Below are 15,582 nucleotides of genomic sequence, written 5' to 3'. Positions count from 1 at the left end.
GCAGCCGATCGCCTGTGGCGAGGGAGCTTGCTCCCGCTCGGCTGCGCAGCAGTCGCCAAACCGGGCAATGCGGTCTGCCTGAAGGAATGCCGGGGCCTGCTTCGCAGGCCAGCGGGAGCAAGCTCCCTCGCCACGGGGGTGGGGTGTCTGGGCTGACGTCATCGCGAGCGCGGGCACGAAGGATTCCAGGGTTCAACCCCGCGCAGCACTGAAACGCTGCGCCAATCCCTCACGCTCGAAGTGTTCGGTGATGAAGTCGATAAAGGCGCGAGTCTTGGCCGGGATCAGCGTGCGGCTGGGGTAATAGAGGGAAATCACGCCAAGGTCCATGTACCAGTCCGGCAGCAGCCGTACCAGTTCGCCGCGCTCCAGCCAGGGCAGCACGTCCGGCACGGTCAGCAGCGAAATGCCCAGGCCCAGCAAGGTGGCTTCGCGCATGGCGACCGGGTCGTTGAGAATGATGGATTCAGGCAGCCGCAACGCCGACTCGAACCCGGCGGCGTTGCGCATCGTGGCCTGGCGTACCCGCCCGGTGAGGCTGGAGCGCAGCACGATGTTATCGAAGTGGGCCAGGTCTTCCGGGTGTTCGGGGCAGGCGCGTGCGGCCAGGTAGGCCGGGCTGGCTACCGCGACCAGATGTGCCGGCGCCAAGGTTCGCGAGATCACGCCAGGTGTCAGTTCGAAGCCGCCGCCAATCGCCGCGTCGAAACCTTCGGCGATCAGGTCTACCCGTCGGTTCTCGAAATGCCATTGCGGGCGGATCAACGGGTGGAGGGCCAGAAATTGCGGCAGCAACGGCAGCACATGGCCGATGCCGAAGCTTGGCGACAGGCTGAGGCGCAATACCCCGGCCGGCTCGCCACGCTCAGTGGTCACGGCGCCGATGGCGGCCTGCAAGGCTTCGAGATGCGTGCCGATACTGGCCAGGAAGTGTTCGCCGTTCTCGGTCAAGGACAGCTTGCGGGTCGAGCGCTGGAAAAGCCGCACCCCCAGGTTACGCTCCAGCATCGCCACATTGCGGCTCACCGCGGCAGGCGTCAGGGCCAGCAACCTGGCGGCCGCCGAGAAACTGCCGGTTTCGGCGCTGCGGGCAAAGCATTCGAGATTGGCGAGGCTTTCCATCAAAGTGACCTGATAGTAATGCTTGAAAATGATTCAACGTATTACTGGCTAATCATGACGTAATAGCAAGGGCAATATGCACCTCAACGGCGGACATCACCGCCCAGGTTTATCCAACTTTGAGGACATACGACATGAGCAGCATCGACACCATCGACACCATCGACACCATCGACACCATCGACACCATCGGCATCATTGGCGCTGGCGCCATTGGCAGTGCATTTGCCCGGGCCTTGGCCCGCCAGAACATCAACGTCGTGATTGCCAACAGCCGCGGCCCCGAAAGCCTCGCCGAGTTGGTCGCCGAGCTCGGCTCCAACGTACGCGCCGGCACCGTGCAGCAAGCCGCTGCCCAACCCATGGTGCTGGTGGCCGTCAACTGGCCGAAGTTGCCCCAGGCGCTGAATGGCTTGCCGGACTTTGCCGGACGAATCGTGATCGATGCCAACAACGCAATCAAAGTCCCGGAGTTCGAGGCGATTGATCTGCAGGGCCGGGCTTCTACCGAGGTGTTCAGCGAATGGGTGCCGGGGGCACGGGTGGTCAAGGCATTCAACCACATGTTGGCGCGCCTGCTGGAGGCTGATCCGGCGTCCGAAGGCGGCAAGCGCGTGCTATTTCTGACTGGCGACGATGAGCAGGCCCGTGGGGAAGTCGCGCAGTTGATCTATCGGCTGGGATTCTTCGGCGTGGACCTGGGCCCATTGAGCGTTGGCGCACGCTTGACTCAATTCCCGGGCGGGCCATTGCCGGTGCTGAACCTGGTCAAGTTCGACTGAGTACTTCGCGACATACGTAAGGAAGCGCTTGATCAGCGTGGGAACCCGGCCTGAAGCACTCAGTCGGGTTCCACGTCCAATTGCAGGCTGTCATCGGCCAGGCGTTTGGCTCGCCGGACAATGCCGCTGATGCGTCGGCCTTCGGCATTGAATACCACGAGCTGGGCCTTGTGCAGGTCCTTCGGCAGCGGAGGTCGCACGTGCAGCGTGAACCATGGCGGTCTGCCGTCGTCGAGGCGTTTGACGTCGAACTCGCAGCTGACACTTGTGGTATTGCGACCAAACATCGTGTCGAGAGCGTAATCAAGATGAGTGCTGTCGGCAGCAGGGTCGAGGGACATCGGCGGTCTCCTGGGTGGGTACGCACGGCTGATGTTCAAGTGATTCTTCCTGCAATGGAAAATTCCATTGGGTGATCTGTAGAGATTAGCCTCAACCGTCGTGACTCAACATCCCTGTGGCGAGGGAGCTTGCTCCCGCTGGGGCGCGTAGCGGCCCCGGCTTTTTGCGGCTGCTTCGCAGCCGAGCGGGAGCAAGCTCCCTCGCCACAGGAGGCCATTCCAAACAGGAACTCGTCAGATCAAGCGCCAGGCACGCCGTCTTTCCACACCGACCAGTTCTTCACAATGTCCTGCACCAGCGGGTTGCCGGTGCGGAACAGGTTTTCCAGTGCCGGGACGAACGCGCCCTGGTCGGCGTATTTGAGCAGGTTGTCCACTTCGTTGCCGCCGGGCTCGGGGCGGTCGAAGTCGGACCCGGCCCGCAGCACGGCCAGCCGGTTGATGTCCACCCGGCCTTCGCGACTGGCCCGGAGCAAGGCCTCGTAGGTGGAGTTATCTTCCTGTTGGGTGGTGCAGTAGACGCCTTTGTTATCGGTGAGCAGGCGGGTCCAGACTTCGGCGCGCTCGCTCAGGCGCGTTCCGGAAAACCAGGTGTTGCCGGCCAGGGTGTCGCAGCGGGTCACCACCGGCGGCTGGTTGGCCGGGGCGTACGGATACTTCAAGCGCCAGGCCGCCGATTCCTTGCTTTCCGCCAGGGTCACCTTCTGGCTGAGGGCAAAGGCCTTGGCTTGCAGAGCCGGGTTGAGTTCGAAGACTTCCGTTTTGTAGTCCAGCGGCGGCTTTTCATTCGGCCCCTTGGTGTTGATGCCCAGGTAGCCGGTGGGCCAATCCTTGGGCGCATCCCGTGAATCCAACTCCCATTGGGTGCCGAACTCCACCAGGTAATGAGCCCAGGCCGTCGTACCAAGCGTGCCGTGGTGCGGGTTGATGCCGGCGATCCCGGCCACGAGGAAATAGCTTTTGCGCAGGTCGACGGTGGGGGAGAGGGCCAGGGCCAGTGTCGAGGCTGCGGCGTTGGTCTGGCCCATGCCGGTAATCAGCAGGCAGACCCGCTCGGTATTGCAGCGGATCGTCGGGTACTCGGCGGCCAGCCCCGGCACGCGGATTTCAGTCTTGAGTTCGAGGCGATCGATCCAGTTCTGCGCCTCGGGGGCGAACATCGTGATCAGCATGACTTTGGGTTGAAGCGGCGGTGCGGCTCCGGCGGTCGAGCAGAACAGAGCCGTGCAGGCCAGGCCGATTGAAATAGACAGGCGATTGATCATGTATTCGTGACCTCCATGGATTCGAAATGGTGCTTCTACGTTTGCTCAGAATTGATAGCCAACCCCGGCGTAGTATCCCCAGCCGTCGGAGCGGGCGCGGAAGTTGCCGTCGCCAAAGTTAAGCTCACTGCCGTCCTGCCAGTTGCCGCCGTTGTGAAAGTAGCGGCCCACCAGCGTAAAGCGCAGGTGCGTGAAGGAATACAGCAAAACGTTGGTGGCGACCGTGGCGTTGGCGGTGCGGGCGGGGTTGTCCTTGTGCAGGTCCGAACCGAAATCGAAGTTGGTGAAGCCAATGTAAGTCAGGGATGCGCCGTTGCTGAACTGGCTGATCGGCACGATGTATTTGAGCTGGGCGCGGTAGCCATCCCAGGAGTATTCATTGCTGGCGCCATAGTTTTCCCACTGATAACGGCCATAGAAGTTGGCCGAGAGATTGACCCTTGAGTGGGTGTCGATGTCGGTGCCCAGGCCGCTGTACAAGGTGTTCGCGCGATTGGCGCTGTTGCTGCCGTGATCGTAGATCCAGTCGAACGCCACATACCATTCCTTGAACGGTCCGATGGCCAGGCTGCGGCCAGCCAGGTAGTCGATGGAAATACGCGGTTCGTGCTCCATGAACACCGGGGAACCGTGGTCCCACGCACCTTTGTCATGGCTGTTGCCAATGTTGAAGATCTTTGGGATGTCGACGTAGCCATAGAGCTCGAAGGGCCCTTTGCGTCCGAAGTATTCATATTCCAGATAGATATCGTCGACCGGTTGAGGGCCGAAGCTGATGTCCTTGCTGCCGATGAGCGTCAGGTCCTGGTTGTACCAGTCCGACAGGTAGACACCTTTTTTCGAGGGGGTAGCCTCAGGGCTGAGGGCCTCGCCCTGGGCAGACGCCTCGGTGGTTTGGGCTTGGGTAGTGGTGCTGAGTAGTCCGGTAACGGCGGTCAGCAGCAGGGTGGTTGCCAATACGCCAGGTGTAGCGCGACACCGGGAAGTGCAGTGCATGGAAAGTCCTTGTTCGTGCGGGTCGAAGCCCGGGTTCCGTGGTTGAAAAAAAGCCATCGACCCGCTGGGTAGGATCGATTGCGCAAACGTTTGCACATGTCGTACCAGTTTTTTGTATTGGCTTGAAATGCATGGGGTTCAGGCTTTTTTCCTGTCCTGTTGGTCAGGCTCGGTGCACCGAATTCGGCAGCGTCGTATGAAGTGGCACCAACGTGTTGCAGGAGCATGTGCTCGACGCGGCACTGAGTCGGTGGCGTTGCTGGTAGAATCGTCCATCTTGACTGACCAGAGGTATGCCCATGAGCGAGCCGATTCGCCTGACCCAGTACAGCCACGGCGCCGGCTGCGGCTGCAAGATTTCGCCCCAGGTACTGGAAGTGATCCTGGCCGGCAGCGGTGCGCAGAACCTTGATCCCAAGTTGTGGGTCGGCAATGCTTCCCGGGACGATGCGGCGGTGTACGCCATCGACGAGGAGCGCGGGGTGGTCTCGACCACCGACTTCTTCATGCCGATTGTCGATGATCCCTTCGATTTCGGTCGCATCGCCGCCACCAATGCCATCAGCGATATCTACGCCATGGGTGGTGACCCGTTGATGGCCATTGCGATTCTCGGTTGGCCAGTCAACGTATTGGCCCCGGAAATTGCCCGGGACGTGATTCGCGGCGGTCGGTCCGTGTGTGATGAGGCCGGTATCCCCCTGGCCGGTGGGCATTCGATCGACGCGCCCGAGCCGATTTTCGGCCTGGCGGTCACAGGCCTGGTGCAAAAGCGCCACATGAAACGCAACGACACGGCCACCGCCGGTTGCCGCCTGTACCTGACCAAGCCCTTGGGCATCGGCATCCTCACCACGGCGGAAAAGAAAGGCAAGCTGCGCGCCGCCGACGTCGGCCTGGCCCGTGACTGGATGTGCACCCTGAACAAACCTGGCAGCCGCTTCGGCAAGCTCGACGGTGTGACGGCAATGACCGACGTCACCGGTTTCGGCCTGCTTGGGCACCTGGTGGAAATGGCCGACGGCAGCCAACTGACTGCGCGCATCCGCTATGACGCGGTGCCGCGCCTGCCGGGCGTCGAGTACTACCTCGACCTGGGGTGTGTGCCGGGCGGTACGCTGCGCAACTACGACAGCTACGCGAGCAAGGTCGGTCGGGTCCAGGAACTGCACAAGCGCGTGTTGTGCGACCCGCAGACCAGCGGTGGCCTGCTGATTGCCGTCACCCCTGAAGGCGAGATCGAGTTCCTGCGGGTGGCCGCTGAACTCGGGCTGGCGCTGGAACCTATCGGCGAACTGGTCGAGCGACAGAGTTACGCGGTCGAGGTGTCTTGATGAGCCATGACATCACCGATTACCGCGACATCTTCCTCAATGACCGGCCGATGATGGACACGCGCGCCCCGGTCGAATTCATCAAGGGTGCGTTCCCCGGCGTGGTCAATCTGCCGTTGATGACCGACAGCGAACGGCAACGCGTCGGTACCTGCTACAAACAGCAGGGGCAGCAGGCCGCCATTGTCCTGGGGCATCAACTGGTGTCCGGCGAAATCAAGGCCGAACGCATCCAGGCCTGGGCCGAGTTCGCCAAGACCCATCCCGACGGCTTGCTGTATTGCTTTCGCGGCGGTTTGCGTTCGCAGATCGTCCAGCAATGGCTCAAGGACGAAGCGGGCATTGATTACCCCAGGGTCGGCGGTGGCTACAAGGCCATGCGCACGTTTTTGCTGGACACGGTCGAGCAGGCGGTCGCCCAGTGCGACCTGGTGCTGCTGGGCGGCATGACCGGCACCGGCAAGACCGAAGCGTTGGGGCAACTGAGCAATAGCCTGGATCTGGAAGGTTATGCCAACCATCGCGGTTCGAGCTTTGGCAAGCGCGCCACCGGCCAGCCTTCCAACATCGACTTTGAAAACCGCCTGGCCGTGGATGTGCTGAAAAAACGCGCCGCCGGCATCGAACAGTTTGTGCTGGAAGATGAGAGCCGTGCGGTCGGCAGTTGCGCCTTGCCGCTGCCCTTGTACCAGCGCATGCAGCAGGTCCCGATGGTCTGGCTGGAAGACAGCCTGGAGCATCGGGTCGAGCGGATCCTGCAGGATTACGTCATCGACCTGTGCGCGGAATTTGTCGCCGTACATGGCGACGAAGGTTTCTCGTTGTTTTCCGAGCGGTTGCTGGCAAGCCTGGACAACATCCACAAGCGCCTGGGCGGCGACCGTCACCGGCGCTTGATGAACATCCTGGAAGCCGCCCTGGCCGAGCAGGCCAACAGCGGCGCCGTCGACTTGCATCGCGGTTGGATCGAAGGCTTGCTGCGCGAGTATTACGACCCGATGTACGTGTTCCAGCGGGAAAAGAAGGGCTTGCGGATCGAGTTCTCGGGGGAGCAGGCGGCGGTGCTGGAATATCTGCGGGAGCGGGCGGCCCGGGGCGGGTGACCACCGAAAGTCCCCTGTGGGAGCGAGCTTGCTCGCGATGGCGGCGACACAGGCACCATTGATGCAAACTGACCCATAGCTATCGCGAGCAAGCTCGCTCCCACAAAGGGACGTGGCGACTGATCAGGTCGGGCAGGTCTCCTGGCCATTATCCAGGCCTTGCTTGTAGCTCTGACTAGAGAGGCTGGCCTTGCCGTTGTGCCAGGTCAGGGTCAGCACGTACAGCGAATCAAAATCGCCTGACGCCCAGTCATCGGTAATGGTCTGCTTCTTGCCCACGGCCTCTCCGGCGACCTTGTTGATCAACTCCGGCAGGTAGCCATGTGACCAGGCGGTATAGATGGTGGCGTTGTGGTACTTATCGTCCAGCAGTTCATCAGCGAGGTCGCTGGTGTCGTTGGCTGAATAATTGATGTTCACCGGCAACCCGAGCTTGATGGCACTGGGACTGATGGTCATCAGCGGGCGGATATAGCTGTAGGAATTGTCCAGCTCACCCTCTTCGACATTGCGGGTCGGGTTGGCCGCGAACACATAGTCGGCCTTGCCGAATTTTTCCGGCAGCAGGGTGGCCAGGTCGATGGCGCGGTTGAGGCCCTGGCAGTTGAGCTGGCCCAGGCCTCCGGCCGGTTTCTCGGCGTGGCGCAGGAACACCAACGTCTGCACGCCGTCGGCCGGCTGGGCGCGGCTGACGCTGGATTCCAGCGATAGCACCAGGCCACAGACCACAAGCAGCGTCGGCAGCATCAGCCACGAACGGTGTTTGAAGCGTCTGGCGAAATTCAGTGGGTTCATCATCGAATAAATAGTCTTCAGCATGTTTGAGTCAGGCTGACAAACCCTGGCACCGCGAAGCGGTTGGCCTCGGGGGTTTTCCCTGTCATTACGCCGCGTCGAATCCTCGGGGGCATTGCTCAGAGTCTCTTCAAGCCCTTTGGTTCGATCCTGGCTGGTCCCGGTGCACTGTAGCGATCTCCGTCAGGAGATGGGACGAACGTTAACGACAGGATGTTGCGAAATTAAGAAGGGACGACGTGAATTCCGTGACGGGCAGTGATGCCGTCCCGTACATCTTGGATTATCCTCGGGTTTTCCTTCATTTCCGAGCCGACCCCATGCCCGACTTGACCCCATTCCCCATCACCGAGAAATGGCCTGCCCAATACCCGGAGTGGATTCAGCTCTACTCCCTGCCCACCCCCAACGGCGTGAAGGTCTCGATCATGCTGGAAGAGATCGGCCTGCCATACGAGCCCCACAAAGTGGACTTTGGCAGCAACGACCAGCTGTCGCCCGAGTTCCTTTCCCTGAACCCCAACAACAAGATCCCGGCGATTCTCGATCCCCATGGTCCGGGCGACCAGCCGTTGGCGTTGTTCGAGTCGGGGGCGATCCTGATTTACCTGGCGGACAAGAGCGGGCAGTTGCTGGCCCAGGAGTCGGCGGCGCGCTACGAGACGATCCAGTGGCTGATGTTCCAGATGGGCGGGATCGGGCCGATGTTCGGGCAGTTGGGGTTCTTCAACAAGTTCGCCGGCAAGGACTACGAGGACAAGCGGCCGCGCGATCGCTACGTCGAGGAAAGCAAGCGCCTGCTCAAGGTGCTCGATGGGCGTCTGCAAGAGCGCGACTGGATCATGGGCGAGCGCTACACCATCGCTGATATCGCCACGTTCCCCTGGGTGCGCAACTTGATCGGCTTTTACGAGGCCGGTGATTTGGTCGGGATCCAGAACTTCCCCAATGTGACGCGGGTGCTGGAGCGTTTCCTGGCTCGACCGGCTGTGGCGCGTGGGTTGAAGATTCCGGAATGAGTCACCCGACGACTCGCCGATTCGATTACAAGCCACCGGCAGCCTGAATGCCGGGTGACGTGCATCAATGGCTCGCTGACCTTGTAAGTAGATTATTGCCTGGCCGGTAACACGCTGTTTTCCAGTCGACGTTTGTGCCCTGGCCGGCCAGGGCATAAGCTTTGCTCCTTGTGATCGAGCACCCATTTCTGCCCAGGAGTCCCATGTCCAGCCAGTTCCCCGAAGCACGTCCACGCCGTCTGCGTCGCAATGCAAGCCTGCGCAGCCTGTTCCAGGAAACCGAGTTCACCTTGAACGACCTTGTGCTGCCGATTTTCGTCGAAGAGGAAATCAATGATTTTGTGCCGATCAAGAGCATGCCGGGCGTGGTACGCATCCCTGAGTCGAAGCTGGCCGGTGAGATCGAGCGCTACGCCCGTGCCGGCATCAAGTCGGTGATGACCTTTGGCGTGTCCCATCACCTGGACAACGATGGCAGCGACACCTGGAGCGAGCGCGGCCTGGTGTCACGCATGGCCGGGATCTGCAAGGACGCGGTGCCGGAAATGATCGTGATGTCCGACACCTGCTTCTGTGAATACACCGATCATGGTCATTGCGGCGTGCTCCACGGCGATGAAGTGGACAACGACCGGACCCTGGTCAACCTGGGCAAGCAAGCCGTAGCGGCGGCCCGCGCCGGTGCCGATGTGATCGCGCCATCGGCGGCCATGGACGGGCAGGTCCAGGCGATTCGTCGGGCCCTGGATGAAGCCGGTTTCAGTCAGACGGCAATCATGGCCTATTCCACCAAGTTTGCTTCGGCGCTCTATGGCCCGTTCCGCGAGGCCGGAGGTAGCGCGTTGAAAGGCGATCGCAAGAGCTACCAGATGAACCCGATGAACCGCCGCGAAGCATTGCGCGAGTCCTTGCTCGACGAACAGGAAGGTGCCGATGCGTTGATGGTCAAGCCGGCCGGTGCCTACCTCGATATCATCCGCGACATTCGCCAGGCGTCGAACCTGCCGCTGTCGGCTTATCAGGTCAGTGGCGAATACGCGATGATCAAGTTCGCCGCCCAGGCTGGCGCCATCGACGAAGCCCGCGTGGTACGCGAGAGCCTTGGCGCAATCAAGCGGGCGGGGGCAGACCTGATCTTCACCTACTTTGCCATGGACCTGGCGCTGAGCGGGATCTGATCCAGCGCTGCTCCCGGGGTTGGGTGTGAGATCCATCTTCACCGCCATTCCCTTGTGGGAGCGAGCTTGCTCGCGATAGCGCTGGGTCGGCTTGCATCAGTGTTGCCTGTGCCGCCGCCACCGCGAGGCTCGCTCCCACATTGGGCATAGCCCGTATCCACTTTTGATCGTATGGTTGCTCCGGAATAACGAACCCGATGGAGCACCATGCAATTCAACCGATTGATGATCAGCCTTGCTGCGCTGCTGGCCTTGGCTGGTTGCGGCAGCCGTCAGGCGCAGGAGCCTGAGCGTTCGCCTGCTGAGGTCAAGAAGCAGATCGTGCAGTTGTTGCCGGCCAAGACTGTGGATCGCGAAGGCTGGGCGACTGATATCCATGTGGCCTTTGCGGCCCAGCAGATTCCCTCTACGACGCAGAACATCTGTGCTGTCCTGGCGGTGACCGAACAGGAATCGACGTTCCAGTCTGACCCACCGGTGCCGGGGCTGGGCAAGATCGCTCGTCAGGAGATCAACCGTCGTGCGGCGGCGGTGCACATTCCGGAGCTGCTGGTCAGTGGCGCACTTCAGGTGCGTTCGCCCAACGGTAAAAGCTACAGCGATCGGCTCAACGCAGCGCGTAGTGAAAAAGAGTTGAGCGGAATTTTCGATGATTTCATCGGCATGGTGCCGTTGGGCAAGACCCTGTTCGGCGATTTCAATCCGGTGCACACCGGCGGACCGATGCAGGTCAGCATCGCGTTTGCCCAGGCCAATGCGCGCAATTATCCCTATACGGTGGATGGCTCGATTCGTCGCGAAGTGTTCAGTCGTCGTGGCGGGATGTATTTCGGTATCGCGCATTTGTTGGGCTATCCGGTGAGCTACACCGAGCCGCTGTATCGTTTTGCCGATTTCAATGCGGGGTGGTACGCCAGCCGCAACGCGGCTTTCCAGCATGCGGTGAGTGTGGCGTCGGGCATTTCCCTGGCGCTGGACGGTGATCTGATTGCCCATGATTCAATCATGCCAGGCAGCACGGAACTGGCGGTGCGCACGCTGGGCAAGTCGTTGGGAATGCGCAACCCGACCATTCGCAATCAATTGGAGCTGGGTGACAGCCTGGCGTTCGAGGACAGCAAGCTCTACAAGCGTGTGTTCGAACTGGCAGAGCGGGCCGAGGGCAAGGCGTTGCCACGGGCGGTATTGCCGGGAATCGTGCTCAAGAGCCCGAAGATCACGCGCAAGCTGACCACGGCGTGGTTTGCCAAGCGGGTGGATGAGCGTTATCAGCGATGCATGAAGCGGGCGTCGGGGCGTTAGCCAGGCTTGGGGGCATGAAAAAGCCCGGTGGATGAGGCCGGGCTTTTAGGGGGATGGGTTTGGTGCGGGAGCAGTCTCAAGCGGTGTGTCGGGTGGGCTGCGCAGCGGCTTGGTGATTGTTGCGGCCGCTGCGCGCCCGAGCGGGAGCAAGCTCCCTCGCCACGGGGTGTGTTGCCGATCATTTGTTGCGTTCAAGCAACTCATGCGTGGTTTTCGATCAGGCGATCGGAGCCACCTTCAGCGACACGACGTTCCAGCAGGCGTTCGGCACCGCCTTCAGCGACGCGGTTTTCGATCAGGCGGTCGGAGCCACCTTCGGCGACGCGTTTTTCGATCAGGCGGTCGGAGCCACCTTCAGCGACGCGTTTTTCGATCAGGCGGTCGGAGCCACCTTCGGCGACGCGGTTTTCGATCAGGCGGTCGGAGCCACCTTCAGCGACGCGTTTTTCGATCAGGCGGTCGGAGCCACCTTCGGCGACGCGTTTTTCGATCAGGCGGTCAGAGCCACCTTCAGCGACGCGGTTTTCGATCAGGCGGTCAGAGCCACCTTCAGCGACGCGGTTTTCGATCAGGCGATCAGAACCGCCTTCGGCGACGACGGGTTGGGACGAGGCGGCAAATACGTTGGCGGCCAGTACGGAGAAAGCGAGGCTGAGGATGACTTGGCGTTTCATGATGGTGTGCTCCGGGGGTGCAGTGGTTTGTGTGGGGCCATTGTTGTCCCGGGCGATCATCAAGAGAACTTCATTGGCATGATGGTGAACATCGACGGCAGTGATAGCTCGTTGGCCAGCTACCGGTCAGCTTGATGGAACACTGATGGGCTCGCGGGCTCTACCGGCTAACGCTTATGCAGGAGGTAGGTTCATGTATCAGTTATTTGGTTGCAGGCAATCCGGCTCTTCGGCGGTGGAGGTTGCTCTGTGTCTTTGTGAGGTGGCTTATCGGCGGGTCGATGCCTATTCGACGCAAGACAACGATGCGGCGAAAGAACTCGAGGCACTCAACCCTCAGAAGCAGGTGCCGACCCTGCAGTTGCCGGACGGTTCGGTGCTGACCGAAGCGGCGGCGATCCTGATTCACCTCGGCTTGACCTTCCCGGCATCGAAGCTGCTCCCGCAAGACCCGGCCCTGCGTGCGCAAGCCATACGGGGGCTGGTCTATATCGCGGCCAATTGCTACACGCCCATCGGCATTATCGATTTTCCGGAGCGCTGGCTGGACGAGGCGGATGAGGCGACTCGACAGCGCTTGGTATCCGGCACGCAGCAACGGCTGTACCGCAACTGGGCGTTGTTTGCCGACCAGTTCCCGGCCCGACCTTTTCTAGGCGGTGAGGAACCGGGGGCGCTGGATATCCTGGCGGCCGTGATCACGAAGTGGAGAAACACGCGGGAGGCGATGCTGAGCGCCCGTCCGGCGTTCTACGAATTGTTGGAACGCATCGACCGTCATCCACGCGTGGCGCCGGTACTGTCGCTGCACTGGCCTGAATGAATCAGGGGCACGCCTTGCGCGAAGCCGCCTGTTCAACCAGGTCGACAAATTGCCGGACATTCTGCTGATGCGCCGTCACCAGTTCGTCGATACTGGTGCCCGCCGGCGTTTGCAGGCTGCTGCGGCACGTGAGGGGACGTGCGTCGCCGCCCAGGCTGCGCAGGCGCCATTGCACATCCATGCGGGCATAGCGGCCAGGGATCGAGTCAAAGCGTTGCACGTCTACCCGCAGCAATGATTTCGGTGCGCCGGGGTTGCTCAGTTGTTCGTCCAGGCTGCTGTGCAGTTCGTCGGCCAGGCTGGCGCCCCACCATTCGGTTTCCAGGATCGCCAACCCGCTGTTGCCCTGGCGAATGACCATCTGGGTGCGATCCACCTGGGGCGGAACGCTCACCTGTTCGATCTGGATGTCCACGCCGGAGCGCGACAGGCCCGCCGGCTGAGCGGGGCTCAGGGTGTGGTAGTGGATCGGATCGCTGCGGCAGGCGCCGAGCAGCAACGCCACGGCAACCAGGGTGAGTTTCAGCGTCAGTGGCATGGGGCGCGCTCCTGTGATCATTCTTTCACCGGCAATGTGAGGTTCTGCGCCGGTGCGTCCTTGGGACGGCCGCGAAGCAGCGATTCGGGATGGCGGCTCAGGTAGTCCGACAGCTCGCGCAGCGAGCGCGACATGCGCCCCAGGTCGTCCAGGGTCTGGGTCAGTTGTTCGCGCTGCGGTGAATCTTCGGCCAGGGTCGAGTTGGCCGATTGCAGGGTCTTGCTGACGTCCTGCAAGGTGTTTTGCACACTTGGCAGCGTCTTGCTATTGAATTGGGCCAGGCCTTTGCGCAGCTCCACCAGGTTGCCATTCAGGTTGCTGGCGACGCTTTCCAGCGGCAGTTTGTTGATTCGCTCGACCATCGCCTGCAATTGTTCCTGCAATTGTTGGAGGCTACCGGGAATGGTCGGTATGCGCACAGGCCGGGCGGTGGGGTCGAAGGCGACTTTTTCCGCCTTGGGGTAGAAATCCAGCGAGATGTACAACTGCCCGGTCAGCAGGTTGCCGCTGCGGGCCTGGGCACGCAGCCCCCGATCGACAAAGCTGCCCATCAGGCGGGCAGAGGCGGCTTCGTCCTCCGGGTCGTGATTGAGTGCCTTGAGCAGTTTCTCATGGGCCTTGCCCAGGCGCTGTGGGTAGATCACCACGCCGACGTTGACCGGAAAGCTGCGCTGTTTCTCATCGAAATCCAGATTGATGGCCACCACCCTGCCGACCTCCACCCCCAGGAACTCCACCGGCGCACCGACGCGCAAGCCGCGCAGGGCCTGGTCGAACCGCAGGGCCAGGTATTGCGCCTTGCCATCGGGCGGGGCGAGGGCACTCTGCTGGTCGGCAAACAGCTCGTAGGTCTTGTCCTCGCTGGCGGGGACGTCGTTGGGGCTGTACTCCGGCGCCTGAAACGCGATGCCGCCCAGCAGCAGGGCCGAGAGCGATTCGGTCTTGACCGCGAAACCATTGGCACCGACGTTCACGTCCACGCCGCTGACGTTCCAGAACCGGGTGTTTTCGGTGACGTACACATCGTTAGGGGCGTTGACGAATACGTCGATGTTGACGCCTTTGCCCTCGGCGTCCAGGGCGTAGGACACGACCTGTCCCACCGGGATCTTGCGCAGGTACACCGGCGAGCCGATGTCCAGCGAGCCGAGGTCCTGGGAGTGCAGGGTGAAGCGCTTGCCCGGTTCGCCATAGGTGATGGGGGGCGGGTTCTCCAGGCCGGTGAAGGACTTGGCGCGCACTTTCGACTGGCCGGCGTCGGCCCCGATGAAATCCCCGGACAGCAAGGTGTCGATCCCCGAGATACCGCCGGCCCCGATGCGTGGCCGTACGACCCAGAACACCGAGTCTTCGTGAGTGAAGGTGTCGGCTGTCTTGGCGAGCTTGACCGTGGCGGTGACGTTCTTCTGGTCGTGGCTCAGTTGCACGTCGGTGACCTGGCCGATGACCACGTTGCGATACTTCACCTCGGTCTTGTTGGCGGTCAGGCCCTGGCCGGTCTTGAAGGTGATGGTGATGGTCGGGCCTTCCTGCAGCCAGTTGTGGACCACCAGGGAAATGCCCACCAGCACTGCGATGATCGGCACGATCCACACCAGCGACACCGTCCAGCGGCGGGTGGTGACGTGGGCGCGGCCGGGTGCGGGTTGCTGCCCGTCAGTGGCTTGCGACTTCATCCATGACCTCCTCGGATCGTTGAGTGTCCCAGATCAGCCGGGGGTCGAAACTCATGGCCGACAGCATGGTGAACAGCACCACGAGGCCGAAGAACAGGATGCCCGGTCGTGGTTCGATGTCGCTCAATGCCTGGAACTTGACCAGGGCTGCCACCAGGGCCACCACCAGCACATCGAGCATCGACCAGTAGCCGATGACTTCCACCAGCCGGTACAGTTTCGCCCGCTGGACCTGGGCCCAGGTGCTGCGCCGTTGTGCGGTCACCAGCAATAGGGTCAGCACCACGAACTTGATGCCGGGCACCGCGATGCTGGCGATGAAGATAATCAGGGCGATGTCCCAGGCACCGCTTTGCCAGAACTCGATGACGCCGCTGATGATGGTGCTGTCGGCGCCTTCGCCGAGCATCTGGGTATTCATGACCGGCAGCAGGTTGGCCGGGATGTAGAACACCAGCGCGGCCAGCATGTAGGCCCAGGTACGGGTGATGGCATCGGGTTTGCGTCGATGCAAGGGGGCGTCGCAACGCGGGCAGGTTCCGGGTTCGTTGGTCATGTCGCAGGCCAGGCCGCAGCTGTGGCACAGGCACAGGTCCAGGTCGCGGGCCTCTGGCGGGGTGTCCATCGGCTCGCC

16 protein-coding genes are annotated in these 15,582 nt (G+C 61.8%); 7 read left to right on the top strand and 9 right to left on the bottom strand.

Going from position 1 to position 15,582, the window contains the following annotated elements:
• Positions 1-192 precede the first annotated feature (192 nt).
• Entirely contained in the window at positions 193-1,122 is a 930-nt protein-coding gene (locus Q7F16_RS21825) for a LysR family transcriptional regulator (RefSeq protein ID WP_409556784.1), read from the bottom strand.
• Positions 1,123-1,301: 179 nt separating this feature from the next.
• Here Q7F16_RS21825 and Q7F16_RS21820 point away from each other — a divergent pair, with 179 nt between their 5' ends.
• Positions 1,302-1,904, top strand: coding sequence for an NADPH-dependent F420 reductase (locus Q7F16_RS21820; RefSeq protein WP_409556846.1), 603 nt, complete (start codon positions 1,302-1,304; stop codon positions 1,902-1,904).
• A gap of 59 nt (positions 1,905-1,963) precedes the next feature.
• On the opposite strand, the gene Q7F16_RS21815 is transcribed toward Q7F16_RS21820, so the two are convergent.
• From Q7F16_RS21815 to Q7F16_RS21805, 3 genes are all read right to left on the bottom strand, one after another.
• Positions 1,964-2,245 carry a hypothetical protein gene (locus Q7F16_RS21815; RefSeq protein WP_003200045.1) on the bottom strand — a complete coding sequence of 94 codons (282 nt, stop codon included), beginning with the start codon at positions 2,243-2,245 and terminating at the stop codon, positions 1,964-1,966.
• Positions 2,246-2,484: 239 nt separating this feature from the next.
• Positions 2,485-3,510, bottom strand: coding sequence for a purine-nucleoside phosphorylase (locus tag Q7F16_RS21810; RefSeq protein WP_046065876.1), 1,026 nt, complete (start codon positions 3,508-3,510; stop codon positions 2,485-2,487).
• Between the two features lie 45 nt (positions 3,511-3,555).
• Positions 3,556-4,506, bottom strand: coding sequence for a nucleoside-specific channel-forming protein Tsx (locus Q7F16_RS21805; protein ID WP_409556785.1), 951 nt, complete (start codon positions 4,504-4,506; stop codon positions 3,556-3,558).
• Positions 4,507-4,805: 299 nt separating this feature from the next.
• On the opposite strand from Q7F16_RS21805, the gene selD reads away from it, so the two are divergent.
• Both selD and mnmH read left to right on the top strand, forming a co-directional pair.
• Complete coding sequence (gene selD, locus Q7F16_RS21800) at positions 4,806-5,840, top strand: selenide, water dikinase SelD (protein ID WP_024618015.1); 1,035 nt, start codon at positions 4,806-4,808, stop codon at positions 5,838-5,840.
• Positions 5,840-6,943 (top strand): tRNA 2-selenouridine(34) synthase MnmH, encoded by a 1,104-nt coding sequence (mnmH, locus tag Q7F16_RS21795; protein ID WP_204126492.1) that lies wholly within the window; start codon positions 5,840-5,842, stop codon positions 6,941-6,943. The genes selD and mnmH overlap by 1 nt, the downstream gene beginning before the upstream one ends.
• Positions 6,944-7,066: 123 nt before the next feature.
• Here the strand turns inward: mnmH and Q7F16_RS21790 are convergent, their stop codons facing one another.
• Entirely contained in the window at positions 7,067-7,762 is a 696-nt protein-coding gene (locus Q7F16_RS21790; protein WP_409556786.1) for a histidine phosphatase family protein, read from the bottom strand.
• Between the two features lie 296 nt (positions 7,763-8,058).
• Between Q7F16_RS21790 and Q7F16_RS21785 the strand changes: the two genes are divergently transcribed.
• The 3 genes from Q7F16_RS21785 to Q7F16_RS21775 all read left to right on the top strand — a co-directional run bounded on the left by Q7F16_RS21785 (position 8,059) and on the right by Q7F16_RS21775 (position 11,237).
• Positions 8,059-8,757 carry a glutathione binding-like protein gene (locus Q7F16_RS21785; RefSeq protein WP_046065879.1) on the top strand — a complete coding sequence of 233 codons (699 nt, stop codon included), beginning with the start codon at positions 8,059-8,061 and terminating at the stop codon, positions 8,755-8,757.
• Between the two features lie 203 nt (positions 8,758-8,960).
• Positions 8,961-9,935 (top strand): porphobilinogen synthase, encoded by a 975-nt coding sequence (hemB, locus tag Q7F16_RS21780; RefSeq protein ID WP_018611454.1) that lies wholly within the window; start codon positions 8,961-8,963, stop codon positions 9,933-9,935.
• 207 nt (positions 9,936-10,142) lie between these two features.
• A complete protein-coding gene (locus tag Q7F16_RS21775) occupies positions 10,143-11,237 on the top strand; it encodes a DUF1615 domain-containing protein (RefSeq protein WP_186650627.1) in 1,095 nt (364 codons plus the stop codon).
• A 200-nt stretch (positions 11,238-11,437) separates the two neighbouring features.
• Here the strand turns inward: Q7F16_RS21775 and Q7F16_RS21770 are convergent, their stop codons facing one another.
• Positions 11,438-11,911 carry a phage infection protein gene (locus Q7F16_RS21770; RefSeq protein WP_409556787.1) on the bottom strand — a complete coding sequence of 158 codons (474 nt, stop codon included), beginning with the start codon at positions 11,909-11,911 and terminating at the stop codon, positions 11,438-11,440.
• A 193-nt stretch (positions 11,912-12,104) separates the two neighbouring features.
• Here Q7F16_RS21770 and Q7F16_RS21765 point away from each other — a divergent pair, with 193 nt between their 5' ends.
• On the top strand, positions 12,105-12,734 hold the full coding sequence (locus Q7F16_RS21765; protein ID WP_046065881.1) for a glutathione S-transferase family protein: 630 nt from the start codon (positions 12,105-12,107) through the stop codon (positions 12,732-12,734).
• 1 nt (position 12,735) lies between these two features.
• Here the strand turns inward: Q7F16_RS21765 and Q7F16_RS21760 are convergent, their stop codons facing one another.
• Genes Q7F16_RS21760 through Q7F16_RS21750 form a run of 3 tightly spaced genes read right to left on the bottom strand, consistent with a single transcriptional unit; the run spans position 12,736 to position 15,573 of the window.
• Complete coding sequence (locus Q7F16_RS21760) at positions 12,736-13,272, bottom strand: PqiC family protein (RefSeq protein ID WP_046065882.1); 537 nt, start codon at positions 13,270-13,272, stop codon at positions 12,736-12,738.
• A 17-nt stretch (positions 13,273-13,289) separates the two neighbouring features.
• Entirely contained in the window at positions 13,290-14,948 is a 1,659-nt protein-coding gene (locus Q7F16_RS21755) for a PqiB family protein (RefSeq protein ID WP_409556788.1), read from the bottom strand.
• Positions 14,929-15,573, bottom strand: coding sequence for a paraquat-inducible protein A (locus tag Q7F16_RS21750; RefSeq protein ID WP_046065884.1), 645 nt, complete (start codon positions 15,571-15,573; stop codon positions 14,929-14,931). The genes Q7F16_RS21755 and Q7F16_RS21750 overlap by 20 nt, the downstream gene beginning before the upstream one ends.
• Positions 15,574-15,582 lie beyond the last annotated feature (9 nt).

The sequence above is a fragment of the Pseudomonas sp. Lb2C2 genome, assembly GCF_052112205.1.
Taxonomy (GTDB): domain Bacteria; phylum Pseudomonadota; class Gammaproteobacteria; order Pseudomonadales; family Pseudomonadaceae; genus Aquipseudomonas; species Aquipseudomonas kilonensis.
The sequence above is the reverse complement of the archived record's forward strand: the minus strand, read 5'-3'. Positions and strand labels throughout refer to the sequence as shown.

What these genes read in the sequence shown, in the direction of transcription:
- selD (WP_024618015.1), top strand. Translation starts at nt 4,806, where the DNA reads ATGAGCGAGCCGATTCGCCTGACCCAGTACAGCCACGGCGCCGGCTGC.
- Q7F16_RS21775 (WP_186650627.1), top strand. Translation starts at nt 10,143, where the DNA reads ATGCAATTCAACCGATTGATGATCAGCCTTGCTGCGCTGCTGGCCTTG.
- Q7F16_RS21790 (WP_409556786.1), bottom strand. Translation starts at nt 7,762, where the DNA reads ATGCTGAAGACTATTTATTCGATGATGAACCCACTGAATTTCGCCAGA.
- Q7F16_RS21770 (WP_409556787.1), bottom strand. Translation starts at nt 11,911, where the DNA reads ATGAAACGCCAAGTCATCCTCAGCCTCGCTTTCTCCGTACTGGCCGCC.
- hemB (WP_018611454.1), top strand. Translation starts at nt 8,961, where the DNA reads ATGTCCAGCCAGTTCCCCGAAGCACGTCCACGCCGTCTGCGTCGCAAT.
- Q7F16_RS21750 (WP_046065884.1), bottom strand. Translation starts at nt 15,573, where the DNA reads ATGGACACCCCGCCAGAGGCCCGCGACCTGGACCTGTGCCTGTGCCAC.
- Q7F16_RS21760 (WP_046065882.1), bottom strand. Translation starts at nt 13,272, where the DNA reads ATGCCACTGACGCTGAAACTCACCCTGGTTGCCGTGGCGTTGCTGCTC.
- Q7F16_RS21815 (WP_003200045.1), bottom strand. Translation starts at nt 2,245, where the DNA reads ATGTCCCTCGACCCTGCTGCCGACAGCACTCATCTTGATTACGCTCTC.
- Q7F16_RS21785 (WP_046065879.1), top strand. Translation starts at nt 8,059, where the DNA reads ATGCCCGACTTGACCCCATTCCCCATCACCGAGAAATGGCCTGCCCAA.
- Q7F16_RS21755 (WP_409556788.1), bottom strand. Translation starts at nt 14,948, where the DNA reads ATGAAGTCGCAAGCCACTGACGGGCAGCAACCCGCACCCGGCCGCGCC.
- Q7F16_RS21825 (WP_409556784.1), bottom strand. Translation starts at nt 1,122, where the DNA reads ATGGAAAGCCTCGCCAATCTCGAATGCTTTGCCCGCAGCGCCGAAACC.
- mnmH (WP_204126492.1), top strand. Translation starts at nt 5,840, where the DNA reads ATGAGCCATGACATCACCGATTACCGCGACATCTTCCTCAATGACCGG.
- Q7F16_RS21805 (WP_409556785.1), bottom strand. Translation starts at nt 4,506, where the DNA reads ATGCACTGCACTTCCCGGTGTCGCGCTACACCTGGCGTATTGGCAACC.
- Q7F16_RS21765 (WP_046065881.1), top strand. Translation starts at nt 12,105, where the DNA reads ATGTATCAGTTATTTGGTTGCAGGCAATCCGGCTCTTCGGCGGTGGAG.
- Q7F16_RS21810 (WP_046065876.1), bottom strand. Translation starts at nt 3,510, where the DNA reads ATGATCAATCGCCTGTCTATTTCAATCGGCCTGGCCTGCACGGCTCTG.